Annotated in this window: 17 protein-coding genes; 9 read left to right on the plus strand and 8 right to left on the minus strand. The window is 39.2% G+C overall.

Features of this window, described 5'->3' with window-relative positions; all coding sequences use genetic code 11:
* Positions 1-90: 90 nt before the first annotated feature.
* The 4 genes from truA (at position 91) to aspS (ending at position 6149) form a co-directional block, all read left to right on the plus strand.
* Positions 91-918, plus strand: a complete 828-nt coding sequence (gene truA, locus BLW93_RS04800) for a tRNA pseudouridine(38-40) synthase TruA (RefSeq protein WP_076712966.1) — start codon at positions 91-93, stop codon at positions 916-918.
* Positions 908-3148, plus strand: a complete 2241-nt coding sequence (gene hypF, locus BLW93_RS04805) for a carbamoyltransferase HypF (protein ID WP_076712967.1) — start codon at positions 908-910, stop codon at positions 3146-3148. The genes truA and hypF overlap by 11 nt, the downstream gene beginning before the upstream one ends.
* Positions 3145-4263: a pyridoxal phosphate-dependent aminotransferase gene (locus BLW93_RS04810; protein ID WP_076712968.1), complete on the plus strand. Its 1119-nt coding sequence runs from the start codon at positions 3145-3147 to the stop codon at positions 4261-4263. The genes hypF and BLW93_RS04810 overlap by 4 nt, the downstream gene beginning before the upstream one ends.
* Positions 4264-4358: 95 nt before the next feature.
* On the plus strand, positions 4359-6149 hold the full coding sequence (gene aspS, locus BLW93_RS04815; RefSeq protein ID WP_076712969.1) for an aspartate--tRNA ligase: 1791 nt from the start codon (positions 4359-4361) through the stop codon (positions 6147-6149).
* A gap of 834 nt (positions 6150-6983) precedes the next feature.
* Here the strand turns inward: aspS and BLW93_RS04820 are convergent.
* The 4 genes from BLW93_RS04820 to pyk are packed head-to-tail and all read right to left on the minus strand — an operon-like array spanning position 6984 to position 11609.
* Positions 6984-7619 carry a hypothetical protein gene (locus BLW93_RS04820; protein WP_076712970.1) on the minus strand — a complete coding sequence of 212 codons (636 nt, stop codon included), beginning with the start codon at positions 7617-7619 and terminating at the stop codon, positions 6984-6986.
* Positions 7619-8089, minus strand: coding sequence for a metallophosphoesterase (locus tag BLW93_RS04825; protein ID WP_076712971.1), 471 nt, complete (start codon positions 8087-8089; stop codon positions 7619-7621). Before BLW93_RS04825 ends, BLW93_RS04820 begins: the two co-directional genes overlap by 1 nt.
* A complete protein-coding gene (gene topA, locus BLW93_RS04830; RefSeq protein WP_076712972.1) occupies positions 8086-10206 on the minus strand; it encodes a type I DNA topoisomerase in 2121 nt (706 codons plus the stop codon). Before topA ends, BLW93_RS04825 begins: the two co-directional genes overlap by 4 nt.
* A complete protein-coding gene (pyk, locus tag BLW93_RS04835) occupies positions 10206-11609 on the minus strand; it encodes a pyruvate kinase (protein WP_076712973.1) in 1404 nt (467 codons plus the stop codon). Before pyk ends, topA begins: the two co-directional genes overlap by 1 nt.
* Before the next feature lie 131 nt (positions 11610-11740).
* Here pyk and BLW93_RS04840 point away from each other — a divergent pair, with 131 nt between their 5' ends.
* Both BLW93_RS04840 and BLW93_RS04845 read left to right on the plus strand, forming a co-directional pair.
* Positions 11741-12364, plus strand: a complete 624-nt coding sequence (locus tag BLW93_RS04840; RefSeq protein ID WP_076712974.1) for a MotA/TolQ/ExbB proton channel family protein — start codon at positions 11741-11743, stop codon at positions 12362-12364.
* Positions 12365-12374: 10 nt separating this feature from the next.
* Complete coding sequence (locus tag BLW93_RS04845) at positions 12375-13193, plus strand: 2,3,4,5-tetrahydropyridine-2,6-dicarboxylate N-succinyltransferase (protein WP_076712975.1); 819 nt, start codon at positions 12375-12377, stop codon at positions 13191-13193.
* A gap of 43 nt (positions 13194-13236) precedes the next feature.
* On the opposite strand, the gene BLW93_RS04850 is transcribed toward BLW93_RS04845, so the two are convergent.
* Both BLW93_RS04850 and amrS read right to left on the minus strand, forming a co-directional pair.
* On the minus strand, positions 13237-13695 hold the full coding sequence (locus BLW93_RS04850; protein WP_076712976.1) for a YbhB/YbcL family Raf kinase inhibitor-like protein: 459 nt from the start codon (positions 13693-13695) through the stop codon (positions 13237-13239).
* A gap of 37 nt (positions 13696-13732) precedes the next feature.
* Positions 13733-14731 (minus strand): AmmeMemoRadiSam system radical SAM enzyme, encoded by a 999-nt coding sequence (gene amrS, locus BLW93_RS04855; protein ID WP_076712977.1) that lies wholly within the window; start codon positions 14729-14731, stop codon positions 13733-13735.
* Between the two features lie 132 nt (positions 14732-14863).
* Between amrS and rfbD the strand changes: the two genes are divergently transcribed.
* Together rfbD and BLW93_RS04865 are read left to right on the plus strand one after the other, a co-directional pair.
* The gene (gene rfbD / locus BLW93_RS04860) at positions 14864-15715 is read left to right on the plus strand and encodes a dTDP-4-dehydrorhamnose reductase (protein ID WP_076712978.1); all 852 of its coding nucleotides are present in this window, start codon (positions 14864-14866) and stop codon (positions 15713-15715) included.
* A complete protein-coding gene (locus tag BLW93_RS04865; protein WP_076712979.1) occupies positions 15712-16128 on the plus strand; it encodes a transcription termination/antitermination NusG family protein in 417 nt (138 codons plus the stop codon). Before rfbD ends, BLW93_RS04865 begins: the two co-directional genes overlap by 4 nt.
* A gap of 133 nt (positions 16129-16261) precedes the next feature.
* Here the strand turns inward: BLW93_RS04865 and BLW93_RS04870 are convergent, their stop codons facing one another.
* Positions 16262-18214, minus strand: coding sequence for an aconitate hydratase (locus tag BLW93_RS04870; protein WP_076712980.1), 1953 nt, complete (start codon positions 18212-18214; stop codon positions 16262-16264).
* A gap of 163 nt (positions 18215-18377) precedes the next feature.
* A complete protein-coding gene (locus BLW93_RS04875; RefSeq protein WP_158025379.1) occupies positions 18378-19112 on the minus strand; it encodes a vWA domain-containing protein in 735 nt (244 codons plus the stop codon).
* Positions 19113-19149: 37 nt separating this feature from the next.
* Here BLW93_RS04875 and BLW93_RS04880 point away from each other — a divergent pair.
* A partial coding sequence (locus tag BLW93_RS04880; protein ID WP_245791970.1) for a transposase occupies positions 19150-19587 on the plus strand: 438 nt, incomplete at its 3' end.

Here is a 19587-nt window from a genome sequence, read left to right on the forward strand (position 1 = left end):
AGGTGATATAGGCAAAATTTAAAAACTTGAAAAAGAAACATCGCCCCCATATTTTGATACAAAATCCCATGATTTTAAAAGAGGAGAAACGTGAGAAACATTAAATTAACTATAGAATATGACGGAACAAACTATATGGGATGGCAATTTCAAAAACACGGCAGGACAATTCAGGGAACAATAATGGAAGCTCTTGAAAGAATTCTCCACCACAACGTTAATTTAAAAGGGGCAAGCCGAACCGATGCAGGAGTGCATGCTTTTGGTCAAGTTGCAACTTTTAAAACAAATAAAAAAATTCCTCTTTATAAACTACAGCGAGCCCTAAATGGTTTATTACCCCATGATATAAAAGTAATATCCACAGAAGAAGTTACTCCATCATTCGACCCAAGAAGAGAAGCAAAAGGAAAAACATACATTTATAGAATATTTAACAGAAAAATCGCTTCACCTTTCGAATACAAACGCGCATGGTTTATTCCTGAAAGCCTAGATATAGAGATATTCAAAAAAAGCCTGACATACTTTAAAGGAACTCACGATTTCACAACTTTTTCAAAATTATCAAAAGACGAAAATAGGAACCCTGTAAGAACAATTGATTCCATCACGCTACACAAAAACAACCATATAATAAAAATCGAAATAACGGGCCGCTCATTTTTAAGACACATGATAAGAATAATTGTCGCAACGGCAGTTGAGTGTGCAAAAGGAAAACTTAAACCAGAAAATATACCAGAAATGTTCAAAGCGAAAGATAGAAGAAAAGCACCGTTTCTGGCACCTGCTGAAGGTTTATATTTGATGAAAATCTACTATAAAAACTATCCTTACTCTAATGGTGAACTACCTATGAATTCTGATGATAAAATAAATGAAGTCAAAATAGAAAAGGAGCCTTATGAGAGCTAAGATATTTATAAAGGGAACAGTCCAGGGTGTCGGATTCCGCCCATTCATTTACAGACTTGCGACATCCTTAAACCTCAAAGGTTACGTCCTAAACGACACTTCCGGTGTTACGATAGAAGTTGAAGGAAATGAAAAAAACTTAATAGAATTTTTATTAAGAATAGAAAAAGAAAAACCACCTATCTCAAAGATATACAGTCTTGAGTATAAAATTTTGGAAGACGCCGGATTCGATAATTTCGAAATAAAAAAGAGCAAAGAAAGCGGGAAAATAGAAGTTTTGATTCTTCCGGATCTTGCCACATGTGAAGACTGTATAAAAGAACTGGAAGACCCTGAAAACAGACGATACCGATACCCGTTCATAAATTGCACAAACTGCGGACCAAGATTCACCATCATCGAAAAATTACCCTATGATAGAAAAAATACCACAATGAAAATCTTCAAAATGTGTCCCGAATGCGAAAAAGAGTATAACGACCCTACAAACCGCCGTTTCCACGCACAACCAAACGCATGCCCCGTATGTGGACCCCACGTCTGGCTAACAGATAAAAAAGGAACTACAATAGCAGAAAGAGAAAAAGCACTAAAACTAACTGTCAAATTACTTAAAGAAGGAAAAATCCTTGCAATAAAAGGTCTGGGGGGATTCCATCTCATTTGCGATGCTTCAAACGAAGAAACAGTAAAAGAACTAAGAAAACGGAAAAACCGTGAAGAAAAACCTTTTGCCGTAATGTTTCCCAACATTGAATCAATAAAAAAGGAGGCTTATGTTTCACCTCTTGAAGAGAGAGCGCTTTTATCTATTGAAAGACCCATTGTTATCCTAAAAAAAAGCAAAAATTATTCCCTTGCTTCGTCTGTGGCACCATCAAACAGCACGATAGGGGCATTTCTCCCATATACACCATTACACCATCTGATTTTAAACGACTTTGAAAAACCAATAATAGCAACAAGCGCAAACATTACAGATGACCCAATTGTAAAAGACAACGAAGAAGCAATCAACAGATTGACTGACATCGCAGACTTTCTGTTGTTACACAACAGACCCATCAAAAGACGTTGCGACGATTCCGTTATCAGGATTGTTGCAGAAAAACCGTCTCCTCTGAGGCGCTCAAGAGGATTCGCCCCACTACCGGTGAAGTTACCGTTTAACTTGAAAAAACCAGTGCTTGCACTGGGACCGTTTATGAAAAACACAATAGCACTGGGAATAGACAACAAAGTTTTTATATCTCAGCACATAGGAGACCTTGAAACACCACTTGCTATAGAATTTTACGAAGAAACCGTAAAAGACTTTCTATCACTATTTAACATCAATCCCGAAATAGTTGTATGCGATAAACATCCTTTGTATTATTCAACAAAATTTGGAGAAAAAAACTTCAAAGAAAAACTTTTAAAGGTTCAACACCATTTTACCCATCTTCTATCCTGTCTTGCTGAAAATGAAGTCGATCCTGAAGAGGAAGTAATCGGATTCTCTTTTGATGGAACAGGATACGGAGACGATGGAACAATCTGGGGAGGCGAAGTTTTCAGATTAAATTTTTTCCAATACAAAAGACTGTTTCACCTCAAACAATTTAGACTTCCGGGAGGCGAAAAAGCGGTCAAGGAACCTTACAGAGTAGCCATATCATTGTGCAAAAAAGCAGGCGTAAATCCCCCTCAAAATCTAACAGATGAAAAAGCAATAACCTTCATTATGAAAATGGTAGAAAAAGGCATAAACTCCCCATTAACTTCAAGTATGGGAAGGCTATTTGACGGAGTTGCGGCGTTAATAGACATAAAGAAAAAAGTCTCCTACCATGCACAGGCAGCAATACTTTTAGAACAGGAAGCACTAAAATCGAAAACAAAAGAAAAATACAGATTCAGAATAAGAGAAGGCATCATTAATTGGATATCCGTTATTAAAGAAATTTTAAGCGATGTTGAAAAAGGTATCCCCACTCCTGTTATTGCAAGGAAATTTCACAACGGTATTGCTGAAATGATAGTAAACATAGCCGAAATGGAAAGAAATAAAACCGGCATATCAAAAGTGGCTTTTTCAGGCGGCGTATTCCAGAACGGACTTTTAATAGAAACTGTCTTACCTCTTCTGGAAGAGAAAAACTTCACGGTTTACACCCATCAGATAGTTCCAACAAATGATGGCGGCATATCACTGGGACAGGTCATAGCAGGAGGGATAAAATGAAAAGATTAGAAGGCGTTTCTTCATTTATAGTTATGGATATAGTAAGAGAGGCAGGAAAGTATGAAGACACCATACATTTTGAGGTGGGACAACCAGACCTTCAACCGCCGCCTCAAGTGTGGGAAGAAGCCGAAAAAGCAATAAAGGACGGGAAAAACAGCTACATAGAAAGTCTGGGACTACTCCAGTTAAGAAAAAAAATTTCAGAGTTCTATTACAAAAAATACGGCATTAACATTTCCCCTTCAAGAATAGCAATAACTTCAGGAACTTCCGGTGCGTTTCTCGTCGCCTATTCAATTTTACTCGATTTTGGAGAAAAAATACTCCTGACGGACCCTTCATATCCGTGTTATAAAAACTTTGCAAAGGTATTAGACATAAATCCCGTGTTCGTCCCCGTTGACAAAACTACAAACTACCGGCTTACACCAGAAAAACTAAACGAAAACAGCAATGTAAAAGCAGTCCACATACCTTCTCCTTCCAACCCCATAGGAAACATTTACGACAAAGAAACGCTAAAAAACCTCATAGAAACTGCCGAAGAAAAAAAGATATGGTTTATATCAGATGAAATTTACCACGGACTTGTTTACGATAAAAAAGAACACACAGCTCTCGAATTCTCGGATAACGCCGTAGTAATAAGCGGATTTTCCAAATATTTCTGTATGCCGGGGTTCCGACTCGGATGGATAATCCTTCCAGAAAATCTCATGAGAAAAGCAGAGATAATTCTTCAAAACTTCTTCATAAGCGCACCCACAATAAGCCAATACGCAGCACTGGGAGCTTTTGATTATCAGTATCTATCAAAAGTAACGGAAATTTTCAAAGAGAGAAGAGACTATCTATTTAATGCCCTATCATCGATATTTGAAATAGATGCAAAACCGGAAGGCGCTTTTTACATATGGGCTAACATTTCAAAATACAGCAATAACTCCTTTGAATTTGCAAAAGAATTGCTCGAAAAATTACACGTAGCCGTAACGCCAGGAGTAGATTTCGGAAAAAATGGAACCGAAAAATATATAAGGTTTGCATACACGAGAAACATAGAACATCTGTCAGAAGGCGTTGAAAGAATCAAAAATTACCTTAAATCATAAAAAACTATATCTACACCAGCAACGGCTTTGAATGACTTTCACAAGTTAAAGATGTATAATTTGCGCTGAAATCTCCCATCAGAGAGGTAAATAAGATGCTTGACCATTTCGGAAACTTTGAAAGAACCCATTACTGCGGAGAATTAAGGAAAGAAAACATAGGAGAAGATGTCTGTCTTACCGGCTGGGTGGACTCTACGAGAGACCACGGCGGTGTTGTATTTATAGATTTAAGAGATAGAACAGGAAAGGTTCAAATTGTATTCAGCCCTGAAATAGATGAAGAACTTACAGAAAGAGCTAAAAAGATAAAAGATGAATATGTTCTGGCAGTTAAAGGAAAAGTCAGGAAAAGACCCGAAGGGACGGAAAATCCTAAAATCTCCACAGGAGAAGTTGAAGTTTACGTCGAAAAACTGAAAATACTAAACCGCTCACGTCCACTTCCGTTTCCTGTCGAAGATGAAATCAAGGTAGGTGAAGACACCAGACTTAAATACAGATTTCTGGATTTAAGAAGAAAGAAAATGCAGGAAAACATAATATTCCGCCATAGACTCTACCAAACTGTAAGAAAAGTCTTTAATGAAGAAGGATTTATTGAAATAGAAACTCCTTTCCTTACGAAAAGTACGCCAGAAGGTGCAAGAGACTTTCTTGTGCCAAGCAGGATATATCCTGGAAAGTTTTATGCTCTTCCTCAGTCACCGCAACTCTTCAAACAGATCCTTATGATTTCAGGATTTGACAAATACTTTCAGATAGTTAAATGTTTCAGAGACGAAGATTTAAGGGCTGACAGACAACCGGAATTTACACAAATAGATTTTGAAATGTCTTTTGTTAGAGAAAAAGACGTAATGAAATTTGCTGAAAAGCTTATCAAAACAGTTTATAAAGAGCTTCTTGATATAGAAATAGAAACTCCACTTTCTGTCATGTCCTACGACGAAGCAATGGAAAGATTTGGAACAGACAGACCAGATACAAGGTTCGGGCTTGAACTCAAAAACATCACCGACATAGCAAAAAGCTGCAACTTCAAAGTTTTTAGAATGGTAGCCGAAAATGGTGGAATCGTTAAAGCCCTGAACTTTAAAGGTGGGGCTTCTCTTTCAAGAAAAGAGATTGACGATCTTACCAAATTTGTCGGTATTTACGGTGCGAAAGGCCTAGCATGGATTAAAGTTCAACCTGACGGACTTCAATCGCCAATTGTAAAGTTTTTCTCCGAAGGTGAAATGAACGAAATCCTCAAAAGACTGGAAGCAGAACCGGGAGATATTCTCTTCTTCGTGGCTGATTCATATGAAGTTACAAACCACGCACTCTCAAACCTGAGATTAAAACTGGGAAAAATAGCAAACCTTATAGACGAAAGCAAGATAAATCTTCTATGGATTACCGACTTCCCGATGTTCGAATGGAATGAAGAAGAAAACCGATGGGAAGCTCTTCACCATCCATTTACAAGCCCAAAAGAAGAGGACATCGAAAAGCTCGAAACCAATCCGGGAAGCGTAAAAGCAAGAGCTTACGATATGGTTCTTAACGGTGTTGAAATAGGAGGCGGAAGCATCCGTATACACAGACCGGACATCCAGGAAAAGGTGTTCAAGGTAATAGGACTCTCTAAAGAAGAAGCAACCGATAGATTTGGTTTCTTACTTGAAGCACTAAACTACGGTGCCCCTCCTCACGGAGGGATGGCATTTGGACTTGACAGGCTGTGCGCACTGATGAGAAACGAAGAATCAATAAGAGACGTAATAGCATTCCCTAAAACTCAAAGAGGTCAGTGTCTGCTTACGGGAGCACCTGATAGTGTTAGACCGCAACAGCTTGCAGAACTTAAAATTTCCGTGGAAGCAGAAGAGGAGGAGTAATCCTCCTCTTTTTCACATCCTACTATGTAATCTGTTAACTTTTCTTTGTAAGGAGTGCTTCAGAAAGTCTGGCTATCATGTCACGTTGCATTATGATTTCTGGATTCTTAAAACCATTGCAATTTATAAGATAAAAACTGGACTTCCTTTCATAAACGTAGACTTTGTAAAAAACAAAGTTCAGAATCAATTATGACAGTTGAAAGAGAAGAATTCCTTAAAGTCATGGGAGCTTTAGCGTCTGTTGGTGCAAGTTTTGAAGTTCGTTTACTTAAGAATAGGAAATATGCAAGTGTATATGGCCTAACAGGATAGTAAACGGCCTTTTAAGCCAGAAAGGAAATTCAGGATATATGTTCCAGGAGGTACTCCTAATGGTTTACACAAAATTATTGACACAACCGCTCAAAGCCTCCAAGATGTATTATAACAGATTTTTTTAACATATCGGTTAACATTATAGAAGGAAAGGCTATTGGTTCGAAGATTCTTTGCTACTGCATAATGGTGGTCTCCTTTTTGTTGCTGAAGAGTTTTAGATTCTTCGGGCTGCACCCTCAGGATGGGGTTATATTTTTAGCTCTTTTATCACGGCTTCTATAACTTTCTGAGCATTTGCTTTTTTCGTGCATGTGTGATTCATTTTCTAAGGTTCCTGAGAGTTGTTATTTATTAATTTAGGTAATGTAGTGTTGCTTTCAACAGGTGTAAGGCGCCTGAAGTATCCAGATGAATGGAAGGGATACTTCACTAAAGCTCAGGATGAGAGAGTAAGATACTCAGGGCAATGGAAAAAAGACGCTCAGGATAACGGGAGGAAGGAACAGTCAGAAATCACATCTGTATGTGAAGCCTGTTTATTTTCTTCTTCAAAAGAGGTTCCGGAAGATTTTCCATAAAATCAAGTTGTCTTATAGCTTCCGGATCTTTCAAACCGTTACAGTTGGTAAGGTAAAAGCCCGGCTTTTCTCCGTAAACGCAGGCTTCGTCAAAAACAAAACCACATATTAAAAGTCCTTTTTCTTCAAAAAGCTTTTCAAACTCAGGAACGTTTTTAATAACATCTATTTGAGCATCGATGTTAAGCTCTATGAAAGCAGTATTCAGAAGAGTTTCAGATTCATAAAGTGGTGCTATTATCTCAAAGTTTTCTTCATAAACTTTTGAAAGAACCTTAAATTCAATTTCCGCCGCAGGAAAACTCATACTTATCAGATCTTTTACAGGCACACCATTAGTTTCTATAACACCTATTAGAGGCAAATTGTAGTTTTTAACAGCGTAATATATTGATGCAAGGTTAGTTGCTGCCTGACAACCTGCATTGGCAACCACAAAAGCACAGGAAGGAAGAGAAAAAAATCTGCATGACAAAAGCCTGGAAGAGCAAACTATGCAACACTCAAAACTTCCTATCTCACATTCATGCTCTTCGATTAATATCTTTTCTATTATGTTTATAGCAGACATCAAATCTCCTTTACAGTAACTTCACCTGTTGCTGTATCAAGTATAGCAAATGTTGAATGATCTGAAAGATAGCCACACAGTTCACCGGGATTTAAAACAACAATTCCTTTAATCCTATCCACAAAAATCTCGTGGGTATGACCAAAGAATAGGAAATCAACACTCCCTGGGATAACGTCCAAAAGCACAGGTTCATGCATGACAACTGCCTTTCTTCCGTCAATTTCCATAAAAAACGGTGGTTTCTTTATTTCAGGGAACTTTTTAAGCAGTCCGGCAACTTCACCGTCATTATTTCCAAAAACAACGGTTAGAGGTGCTTCTACCTTTTTAAATACCTCCATGGTAAACGGTGAAATAATGTCACCGCAGTGCACTACAAGTCCAACATCCATACCGTTAACAAGTTCTACAAACCTTCTGCTCTTTTCAACGTTATCGTGGCTGTCAGAAACAACTGCCACTTTCATTTTTCACTCTCCTTCTTTGCCGGTTCTGGCGGTTTATTAGTGGTGTACTTACATTCAGGATATCTTGAGCAACCGTAGAAAACACGTCCTTTTTTACTTCTTCTTTCCACGATATTGCCTTCGCCACACTCAGGACATTTCCCGTAAGTTATTCTTTCGGTATATTTGCATTTAGGATAGTTAGAGCAGGCAATAAATCTTCCGTATCTGCCGCTTTTGATTACAAGTTCAGCACCACACTCGGGACATTTTCTGCCAATTTTTTCCTCTTCTTTTTTCCCGCTCTCTTTATAATCACACTCGGGATAGTTAGAACAGGCAATAAATGCACCGTACCTGCCGTATATCTTCAACAGTTCAGCACCACATTTAGGACATTTACGTCCAATCGGCTCACCTTTTAATTCTTTTAAATCTTTTTTAGCTTTATCAAGAAGATCTTTAAATTCGCCAAAGTAGAACTCTTTTAAAAGTTCCTTCCACTTTTTCTGTCCCTCTTCTATTTTATCAAGCTCTTCTTCAATGTTAGCAGTGAATTTTATATCTACAATTTTAGGGAAAAGCTTTTTCAAAAGACCGTTGATAAATTCGCCAAGTTCCGTCGGCTTTAACTTCTGTTTTTCCTTTTCTACGTAACCCCTTTGAATAATATTTGAAATTATCGTCGCGTAAGTTGAAGGCCTTCCGACGCCGTCTTCCTCAAGGGCTTTTACAAGTGTTCCTTCCGTGTATCTTGGCGGTGGTTCTGTAAAGTGCTGAACACCTTTAATATCTTTCAGCTCAACCTTTTCACCCTCATTAACGGGCGGAAGCAACCTTTCATCAACATCGATTTTATAAACCTTCATGAATCCTGGAAACTTTACGGTGCTTCCAGTGGCGCGGAAAACAAGACCGTTACCTTCAACATCCATTGCAACAGTGTTAAAGACGGCATCCTTCATCTGGGAAGCAACAAACCTGCGCCATATCAGATCGTAAAGTTTGAATTGCTCAGGCGTAAGGTAATTTTTAATACTTTCAGGCGTTCTCTCCACAGATGTGGGTCTTATTGCCTCATGGGCATCTTGGGCAGATTTTGGCGTTTTTCCTTCGTAACTCCTGGGCTTCTGCGGAAGATAATCCTTACCAAACTCCGTTTCTATAAAGCCTCTTACCTCTTTTAACGCTTCATCTGATACTCTCGTTGAATCTGTTCTCATATATGTAATCAGACCAACCCTTTCTTTGCCTATATCAATACCTTCATAAAGCTGCTGTGCTATTTGCATGGTAAGCTTCGCAGGAAATCCAAAACGCTTTGATGCTTCCTGCTGAAGAGTGCTCGTTATAAAAGGCGGATACGGCTTTCTCTTTCGCTCTTTTGTCTCAACAGAGGCAACAACAAAAGAGGCAGCCTGCTTTGCCTTTTCAACCAACTTTTTAGCAGTAGCCTCATCAGGTATTGAAAACTTTGAAAGCTTTTTCCCATCAACGGCAGAAAGTTTTGCCGAAAAATCACCCTCATCTGCGCCAAATAGAGCTTCTATTGTCCAGTACTCCTTTGGTTTAAAAGCCCTTATTTCCTCTTCCCTGTCACAGATAAGCCTTAAAGCTACCGACTGAACCCTACCGGCTGAAAGAGCTTTTTTAAATCGACGAGAAAGAAGAGGCGAAATCGTGTAACCAACAATTCTGTCAAGGATTCTCCTTGCCTGCTGAGCATCAACTTTTTTCTCGTCTATTGTATCGGCATTCTTTATTGCTTCCTGAATGGCCCTTTTGGTAATTTCATGAAATCTAACTCTATAAATGCCGTCTTTTTTTATTCTTTTCAAGATATGAGCAATGTGCCAGCTTATAGCTTCTCCTTCTCTATCAGGGTCAGTAGCAAGGTAAACCTCATCAGCCTTCTTTGCGGCCTCTTTAATCTCTTTTACTACCTTCTGCTTACCTTTTATCATCACGTACTTAGGCTTAAAATCTTTTTCAATGTCAACACCAAACTCTTTCTCCGGAAGGTCACGAATGTGCCCCATAGATGCTTTAACAATGAAATCTTTCCCAAGATACCGTTGGATTGTTTTTGCCTTTGCTGGTGACTCAACAATGAGAAGCTTCTTTTTTGCTTTTGCCATTATTTTACCTCAACTACCTTAACTAAATTTGTACTACCAGGCACTCCTGCCGGTGCACCTGCTAAAACTATAATCTTATCACCCAATTTTGCAATACCTCTATCTTTAACCGCTTGAACGGAAACATTTATCATCTTTTCAACAGAGTCAACCTGAACTGTCAAGCATGATTCAATACCCCAGATAAGCGCAAGCTTTCTGCTTGTTTTAACATCGTGAGTAACCGCAAAAACGGGAACAGATGGCCTGAATTTTGCTACCGCCAATGCTGTTGCACCAGTCCTTGTAAACGGTATGATAGCTTTTATCTGTTCATTTCGCGCAAGACTACAGGCAGCTTTGGCAAGGGAATCCTGAAGCGTGATAGGTTCAATTTCTTCATAACGCCTGTAAGGATACATTTTCTCCGCTTCCGTTATCACTTTTGACATTGTCCTTATAACTTCTACCGGATACTTACCTACAGCCGTTTCCTCTGAAAGCATAAGTGCATCAGTTCCATCAAGAACAGCATTTGCAATATCGGTAACTTCAGCCCTTGTTGGTATCGGCATATCAACCATTGACTTTAGCATTTGCGTAGCAGTTATAACCGGTTTCCCTTTTCTATTCGCTTTCCTTATAAGCATCTTCTGTATAACGGGAACTTTCTCAATAGGCATTTCTACTCCCAGATCTCCTCTTGCGACCATGATTGCATCAGCAACATCTAAAATTTCATCTATCCTTTCTACAGCTTCAGGTTTCTCAATCTTTGCTACCACCGGTATATGAGATGCATTTAACGTATCAAGCATAGCTTTAAGCTCAAGAACATCATCTGCCTTCCTTACAAAAGAGAGGGCTATTATGTCAGCACCTGCGGAAACGGCAAATTTCACATCTTTCCTATCCTTCTCAGTAAGGGCAGGAATGGACAGAGATGTATGTGGAAGGTTAACTCCTTTATGAGAAGTCAAGGGACCTCCTACAACAACTTCACATATTACCCGTTTCCCATCAATTTCCTTTACCTTTAATCTAAAGGCACCATCTGCCAGAAGTATAGCCTCACCGGGTTTAACTTCTTCGGGAAGACGCTCGTAATTAACAAAAACTTCATCTTCACCATAGTTTTTATCAGAAGTTAAAACAATTATGTTACCCCTATGAAGATAAAGAGGTTCATCCTTTATTTTTCCTATCCTTATTTTAGGACCACACAGATCAACCAGAATAGGAATAGGTTTTTTCGTATTTTCTTCAACCTTCCTAACAAGGCGAATCCTTTTCTTGTGTTCTTCGTGTGTTCCGTGAGACATATTAAGTCTAACAACATTAAGTCCCTCTTTCACCAGTCTTTCAAGAACTCTCTCATCACTAACTGCCGGTCCTAAAGTTGCAACTATTTTTGCTCTTTTCATAATCCCCCTCATAAAACGATGTTTTCTCTCAATCTCAAATTCTAATATATTTCGTTTAACCTAAAGACAACAAAACAATTAGCAAATGGTATAATTCTCACTGAGTTTCTCACTTTCCCCGGAGGAAAAAGATGAACGCCTTTACCATAATTTCAAAAAGTGGTTTTATCGGCTATGTTTTACTAATGCTGTCAATAGTTGCACTTGCCATAGTAATTGAAAAAATAATAGTGCTGAGATCATCCAAAATAGCCCCTCAGGAAGAGATCAGAACTATGGTAATGCTTCTATCTTCCGAGAAAATAGGCGACGTAATAGAATTTTGTAAAAGAAACAAATTTCTAATTTCTGAGATAATAATAGAAGCTTTCAGAAATATTGGAGAAATATCAAGGACGAACTTCCTTAATGCTTTTGAAGTAATAGCAAGAAAAAGAATAGCAGAACTTGAAAGAGGAATGACATTACTTGCAACAATAGCAACCGTTGCACCTCTTTTGGGACTTTTAGGGACTGTTCTCGGAATGGTAAAAATTTTTGGTGTTCTTGATACAGGAACAGCAGCTATGGCAAATCCCCAACAACTTTCAGCAGGTATAGCAGAAGCACTTTTGACTACCGTATTTGGCCTGATAGTCGCCGTTCCTTCTTATGTTGCTTACAACCTTCTTCAGAGAAAACTTGATAAACTGGTGTTTGACATAGAACAGGCAGGGGTAATAATTGCTAACAACTTAAAAGGCTTTAAACAGTAAGGAGGTAAGCATGGAAGAATTGAAAAAGATAATTGAACAAGCATGGGAAAATAGAGAGCTTTTAAAAGATGAGAAAACGAAAGAAGCTATCAGAGAAGTTATAGCCCTTCTTGACGAAGGAAAAATACGCGTCGCTGAAAGAGAAGACGTGGGAAAATGGAAGGTAAACGATTGGATTAAGAAAGCAATCCTTCTATTTTTCCCGATATCGGAAATGAAAACAATGGAAGTTGGACCTTTTGAATACTATGACAAAATTCCCCTTAAAAAAGATTGGGAAAAACGCGGTGTAAGGGTTGTTCCACCGGCAACGGCAAGATACGGTTCATATATAGAACCTGGTGCAATACTGATGCCATCTTACGTAAACATAGGTGCCTACGTTGGAAGCGGCACCATGGTTGATACATGGGCAACTGTAGGTTCATGTGCACAAATCGGTAAAAACGTTCACCTGTCAGGTGGCGTGGGAATCGGTGGTGTTCTTGAACCACCGGGAGCAAGACCGGTAATAATAGAAGACAACTGTTTCATAGGTTCAAGATGTATCATCGTTGAAGGTGCAGTAATAGAAGAAGAAGCTGTCCTCGGTGCTGGTGTTGTTATAACAGCTTCAACAAAAATTATTGACGTAACGGGCGATGAACCTATCGAATATAAAGGAAGAATCCCCGCAAGAAGTGTGGTTATCCCTGGAACGAGAATCAAAAAGTTTCCTGCAGGTGAATACGGACTTCCCTGTGCTCTGATTATCGGAAAAAGAAAAGAATCTACCGATAAGAAAACTTCCCTTAACGAAGTCTTAAGAGAATTCAACCTTCCTGTATAACACACTAGCTTTTGAGGGAAGGGGTATTCTCCTTCCCTTTTCATTATCTCCCATAAAGGCCAACCATTTCAGCCGTTGTAATAACATGGCCGTCTATAGCTCTCAAAAGCTCAGATCTTGTAGCTCCGGAAGGTAAACCCGTTGACTCAATATCAAGAGCAAGCAGAATAAAAAAGTACCTGTGAGGTTTTCCGGGAGGCGGGCAAGGACCGTTATAACCTATTCTTCCAAAATCGTTAAGGCCCTGTTTTATACCATATTCAAGATTCGCAGCCGGCGGAACATCTTCCGGCAAACCCTCAAAATCTCCGGGAATATCATAAATAACCCAATGCGTGAATGTCCCTGCCGGTGCATCCGGATCTTCCACTATGAGAGCAAAACTTTTGACTGTTTCTGGCGGATTCAAGAAAAACAGACATGGAGAGACATCCTCTCCGTCACAGGTGTATTTTGAAGGGATAAATTCCCCGTTACCAAATGCAGGACTGACAATTTCCATGCTTACCTCCCAACAACTTTATTTACATATTTTGTAATTAAGTGACAAAATCAACCGGTCTGCCACACTTTGGGCAAACACCGTCTGAAAACTTTACAGATACCTCATAACCTATCCTTTCAACAAGAAGAGCACCGCATTTAGGACAGAAAGTCGATTCCTTTTCTGGCTCTATTACGTTTCCCACGTAAACGTAATATAGATACTCTTTACATACATTATAAGCCATATTTAAAACATCCACCGGTGTAGGAAAAGTATTCATCAATTTATAAGCAGGAAAAAACCTTGATAGATGAAGCGGCGTTTCCTTACCAAGATTTTCTGCTATCCATCTGGCAAATTTCTCAAAGTATTCCGGTGTAAACTCATCATACAAAGGCACTATTAATTTTGTAAGTTCAAGGTGCTTTCCCGCCTTTTTTATTCTTTCACAGACTTCCCAAACATTCGGATTAGGCATAGATGAAAATTTAGCGTAATACTCTTTGGTCATACCTTTTAGATCAACATTAAAAGCATCAATCAACGGTAAAAGTTCTCTTAAAGGTTCAAGATTCACATTTCCGTTAGTTACCATTACGTTTACAAGACCTTCCTCTTTTATCATAGAGGCAGTATCCTTTACATACTCAAACCAGACTATTGGATCGTTGTAGGTGTAGGCTATACCGATTGAGTCATACCTTGAGGCGTAATCAACCGCCATTCGCGGCGGGAAAACTTCCCTATGTGTTTCCTGCCTTGAAATCTGCCAGTTCTGACATGAACGACAGTCAAGGTTGCAACCGTTAGTACCGATGGAAAATATCACCTGGCCGGGATAAAAGTGATATAAAGGTTTTTTTTCAACAGGATCATAACCAGCAGAAGCAATTTCCCCATAGATTGTTGACACAAGCCGTCCACCTACATTTTTCCTTACAAGACAAAAACCGCTCTGATTTTCCGCTATAACACACTCTCTCGGACATAAGAGACACTTGACTTTATGATTATCAAGAGGTTCCCAGTAAGAAGCTACCGCTAAAGCCATCTTTCCCCCTGATTTACAGAATTTTTCCCACTTCTTTAAATTTAAATATAACACTTTTATATCTAAAGGAGAAAATTTGAAGGTAATTGTTAAAATATAATTAACCCCACAAATTATGTTGAAGGAGGAAACGTGATACTCATAACGGGGAAAAACGGTCAGCTGGCTGGAGAGTTTATCCGAAAACTAACGGAAAAAGGGGCAGATTTTAAAGCTCTAAGTCACAAAGAACTTGATATTGGAAACCTTGATAACGTTGTAAAAACGGTAAAAGAACTTAAGCCAGAAGTTATCATCAACTGTGCGGCCTACAACTTAGTCGATAAGGCCGAAGAAGAATACGAAATTGCCTACAAAACCAACGCAATCGGCCCTGAAAACCTTGCCATAGCAGCAAAGGAAGCGGGTAGTTTTCTCATCCATTACAGTACAGACTATGTTTTTGACGGAAAAAAAGAAGACGGTCTGTACACAGAGAACGACGAACCATCACCGGTAAATGAATACGGAAAAACAAAGCTTGAAGGTGAAAAACGGGTAACGGAAATAGGAAATAACTATTTAATTTTCAGAGTAAGCTGGGTTTACGGAAAGGGGAAACAGAATTTCATATACAAATTAACCCGCTGGGCAGAAAAGATGCCTTTTCTTAAAATTGTGTGTGACGAATTTTCAGTACCTACATCTACTAAAACAATAGTTGACGTCACACTAAAGGCAGTCAAAGAAAGACTAACCGGCCTTTACCATTTGGTCAATTCAGGATACACCTCAAGATTTGAATGGGCAAGATTAACGTTTAAACTTCTCAAACTGGATAAATTCATAAGACCTGTAACCTCTGACGCATTTAAACTTCCGGCCAAAAGACCGGGATTTTCTCCCATGAGTAATGAAAGACTAAGCAAACTCCTCAACATTCAGATACCTCCATGGGAGGACGCACTTGAAAAATTCATAAAAGAGGAGGGCTTAACTTTATGAGTAGCATTATAAGCGAACCGAAATGGTACATAGTCAGCATCAAGCCGAGAAAAGAAAAGATCGTTTTTGTCCAGTTTGAAAGAGTAAACATTGAATACTTTTATCCTATCATAAAGGTCAAAAAGGGAAAACTTTTAAAAGAAGAACCACTATTTCCTGGTTACATGTTTGCAAAATTCGCAATAGCCGAGCATTTTAACAACGTCAGATACGCAAGAGGCGTAAAAGATATCGTAAGATTTGGCAGAAACATACCGTACATAGATGAAAGCTTTATAGAAAACCTAAAAGAAAAGACAAACTCAATTATAGATTTTGGAAAAGTAGATCTAAAAGAAGGTGATGTAGTAAAAATTAAGGAAGGACCTTATCAGGGATTTAATAGGTCAGGTGCTGAAACTCAAAAAAGGTGATGAAAGAGTTATTCTCTTACTGAAAGCGGCTTCAATATCTCCTAAAATAGAAATTCCAATCTCTTTTGTGGAAAAAATAAATTAAAAAAGGGGGCTTTAAAGCCCCCTTCAAAATCTCAAACTTAGCTTAGGATTAGTCAACTTTTCCTTCAAACTTGTCCTTAACATACTTAAGAACACCACCGGCCTTGATAATCTTAACCTGTCTTTCGTTCAAGCCGTGCTTTGTCGGTATTGAAATACCTTTTGTTCTGTTAATAACGGTGATGATGTTGTCTTCGCCGGGAGCAAAGTTTGAAGTATCAATCTCAAGAATGTCACCCTGATCAATCTTGTCGTAATCTTCCGGATTAACAAAAACAAGCGGAAGAATACCAAAGTTGATAAGGTTAGCCTTGTGGATCCTTGCGTAAGACTTGGCAATAACAGCTTTAATACCAAGGTACATAGGACCAATAGCAGCGTGCTCCCTTGAAGAACCCTGGCCGTAGTTTTCACCACCAACAATAAATCCGCCGCCTTTCTCCTGTGCACGCTTGGCAAACGTTTCATCAACAACACTGTAAACGTACTGAGAAATAGCAGGAATGTTTGAACGGAGCGGCAAGATTTTTGCACCACCAGGAATAATGTGGTCAGTTGTTATGTTATCACCAACTTTAAGGAGAACTTCACCTTCAAGCTTGTCACCAAGAGGCTCTTTATAACCTACATAGTTGATTGTTGGACCCTTCCATACTTCTACTTCATCCGGATCAGCAGCAGGTGCAAATATCATTGAATCATCAATATCAAACTTCTCAGGGAGGAATACCTTGATCTCTTCAAGGCCAAGGTCTCTTGGATCTGTCATCTCACCAGTCATAGCTATTGCAGCAGCCGTTTCCGGGGAAGCTAGATAAACCTGAGCATCCTTCGTTCCAGAACGGCCAAGGAAGTTTCTGTTAAACGTTCTTACAGAAACACCTCCAGATGGTGGTGAGAAACCCATACCAATACATGGACCACACGCACACTCAAGGAATCTAAATCCTGCTCTTAAAAGTACATCGTACATACCTTCTTTATCAATCATTCTGAGAACCTGCTTTGAACCAGGAGAAATGGCGGCAGATACCATTGGATGAACTCTATTTCCAGACTGCTCAAACATCTTTGCAACAGTCATAAGGTCTCTGTAAGAAGAGTTCGTACATGAACCGATAGCTACCTGATGAACCTTTAACCCTTCAAGCTCCTTTACCTTTTTAACCTGGTCAGGCATGTGTGGACATGCAATAAGAGGTTCAAGCTCAGAAAGATCAATATCTATAACTTCGTCATACTCAGCGTCAGGATCAGCTTCGAGTCTTCTCCACTGAGCCTCTCTTCCCTGAGCCTTCATAAATGCATAAGTCTGCTCATCACTTGGGAAGATAGAAGTTGTAGCACCAAGCTCAGCACCCATGTTTGTAATAGTGGCTCTTTCAGGAACACTAAGATATTTAACACCTTCTCCACCGTATTCAAATACCTTACCCACACCACCTTTAACCGTAAGTCTTCTAAGAAGCTCTAAAATAACGTCTTTCGCAGAAACAAAAGGTCTGAGTTTTCCGTATAGGTTAACCCTTACAACCTTTGGCATGTTAAGGTAGAAAGGTTCTCCAGCCATCGCAAGTGCAACGTCCATACCACCGGCACCAATAGCAAGAGATCCAATACCACCAGCTGTTGGTGTGTGAGAGTCAGAACCTAAAAGCGTTTTTCCAGGAACGGCAAATCTCTCAAGATGAACCTGGTGACAGATACCGTTTCCAGCTTTTGAGAAGTAGATACCGTACTTAGCAGCCACTGTTTGAAGGAAAAGATGGTCATTAGCGTTTTCTGGACCACCAGCCTGAAGTGTGTTGTGGTCAACGTAAGAAACTGAAAGCTCCGTCTGAACCTTTGGAAGTCCCATGCCTTCAAAATGAAGGTACGCCATAGTTCCAGTTGCATCCTGTGTTAAAGTCTGGTCAATTCTGATGGCGATTGGCTTTCCCGCCACCATCTCACCTTCTACAAGGTGAGTTTTGATTATCTTCTGCACGATGTTCAGTCCCATCGCTCCTCTCCTTGTCTGGTATATTTTTAGAAAAGTGTTTCTATCTCAAACATCACGTCAATTATGTAAAAATTTTGTAAAAAAATCAAGGGAAAATCTATAACATAAAAAAAGGGCACCCTGAGGTGCCCTTTTTCACAACTATAGAATTTACAAGAGACACTTAACTTATTACAACATGTACTGGAATCCTGTAAATTTCAGAACCTTCAATTTTAACAACCAGATAGAAATCGATACTTGAAGGTAAAGAAGTTCCTGCTGGCGCAGTGAACGTAACCGTGAAATTAACCTTATCAGTTGATGTAAGATCAATGCCCGTTAAAACAGACGGTGAAATTGAAGCAATAATTCCATAGGTATCACCAACCGGAACAAGCTCAACTGTTGCATCTCCAACTGTTGCATTAGCAAGAGACTCAAGAGCTTCTACTATTTCAGAACTATTACTACTCATAGTATAGACTATACCGTGAGTTGCATTTGCTATCTCTCCAGTAGCAGGCTCTGTTTGATAGATGTCATTAACTGTAACATTTCCATCCCAGTCGTAATCGTAACCTGCGAAAAGGAAACTAATACTTACACCAGTCTCATTAGCAGCTTCTAATACATCTGTAACATTAGCTGGATAAGGATATGGTGTTCCATCATATCCTGTATCAGCAGGCCTGTGAAAAGCTGCATCTGTAGATACTACAAGAAGGTGAATTCTTCCATCTCCCCATCCTGGAATAGTAGCATTTATAGTAGCATTTTCACAAGTTCCATTACAGGTAACACCTTCACCTGTAATCGCTTGATACATGGCTTCCAGCTGAGATTCAGGATAATCACTTCCGCTGTAAATAGTCAAATTATCCACTTTTTCTGCAAAAACCGTAAAGTTAGACGTCAAAGGCAACTCAAGGTAGTGTACGATATTTTGTGTAAGCTTGAGAAATGGGATAACCTCCTGGGGAACACCCCACAAATACCAACCCCAGGAGGCAAAAATGGAACTACAGAAGATTTTACCAGACCTAGTTAAGGAAGTGGTAAAGCAAACCTTAGAGTCAATCATGACGGCTGAAAGAGAAGTGTTTCTTAAAGAACATGGAGGAACAAAGAACGGCTTTTACGTTAGAAACTTAGATACTGTTATCGGTAAGCTTGAAAATCTGAGAATTCCAAGAGATAGAGAGGGAAAATTCAGAACAAAGTTGATAGAACCTTATAGAAGAAGAGATATCAATCTTGAAGACTTAATACTTGGGATGTTTGCCTCTGGTATGAGTGCAAGAGCAGTAGCCCAGGCTCTTGAAAGCGTGTTTGAACTTAAATACTCACCCTCAACCATAAGCAAAATATCGCAGGTAACCTTAGAGGAAATA

The sequence above is a fragment of the Desulfurobacterium indicum genome (genome assembly GCF_001968985.1).
Classification (GTDB): domain Bacteria; phylum Aquificota; class Aquificia; order Desulfurobacteriales; family Desulfurobacteriaceae; genus Desulfurobacterium_A; species Desulfurobacterium_A indicum.

Bases quoted from the DNA above. Each gene is read 5' to 3' on its own strand.
- amrS (WP_076712977.1), bottom strand. From the start codon at position 14,731: ATGGCTTTAGCGGTAGCTTCTTACTGGGAACCTCTTGATAATCATAAA.
- hypF (WP_076712967.1), top strand. From the start codon at position 908: ATGAGAGCTAAGATATTTATAAAGGGAACAGTCCAGGGTGTCGGATTC.
- aspS (WP_076712969.1), top strand. From the start codon at position 4,359: ATGCTTGACCATTTCGGAAACTTTGAAAGAACCCATTACTGCGGAGAA.
- BLW93_RS04810 (WP_076712968.1), top strand. From the start codon at position 3,145: ATGAAAAGATTAGAAGGCGTTTCTTCATTTATAGTTATGGATATAGTA.
- BLW93_RS04870 (WP_076712980.1), bottom strand. From the start codon at position 18,214: ATGGGACTGAACATCGTGCAGAAGATAATCAAAACTCACCTTGTAGAA.
- topA (WP_076712972.1), bottom strand. From the start codon at position 10,206: ATGGCAAAAGCAAAAAAGAAGCTTCTCATTGTTGAGTCACCAGCAAAG.
- pyk (WP_076712973.1), bottom strand. From the start codon at position 11,609: ATGAAAAGAGCAAAAATAGTTGCAACTTTAGGACCGGCAGTTAGTGAT.
- BLW93_RS04825 (WP_076712971.1), bottom strand. From the start codon at position 8,089: ATGAAAGTGGCAGTTGTTTCTGACAGCCACGATAACGTTGAAAAGAGC.
- BLW93_RS04845 (WP_076712975.1), top strand. From the start codon at position 12,375: ATGGAAGAATTGAAAAAGATAATTGAACAAGCATGGGAAAATAGAGAG.
- BLW93_RS04850 (WP_076712976.1), bottom strand. From the start codon at position 13,695: ATGGAAATTGTCAGTCCTGCATTTGGTAACGGGGAATTTATCCCTTCA.
- BLW93_RS04820 (WP_076712970.1), bottom strand. From the start codon at position 7,619: ATGTCTGCTATAAACATAATAGAAAAGATATTAATCGAAGAGCATGAA.
- BLW93_RS04840 (WP_076712974.1), top strand. From the start codon at position 11,741: ATGAACGCCTTTACCATAATTTCAAAAAGTGGTTTTATCGGCTATGTT.
- BLW93_RS04865 (WP_076712979.1), top strand. From the start codon at position 15,712: ATGAGTAGCATTATAAGCGAACCGAAATGGTACATAGTCAGCATCAAG.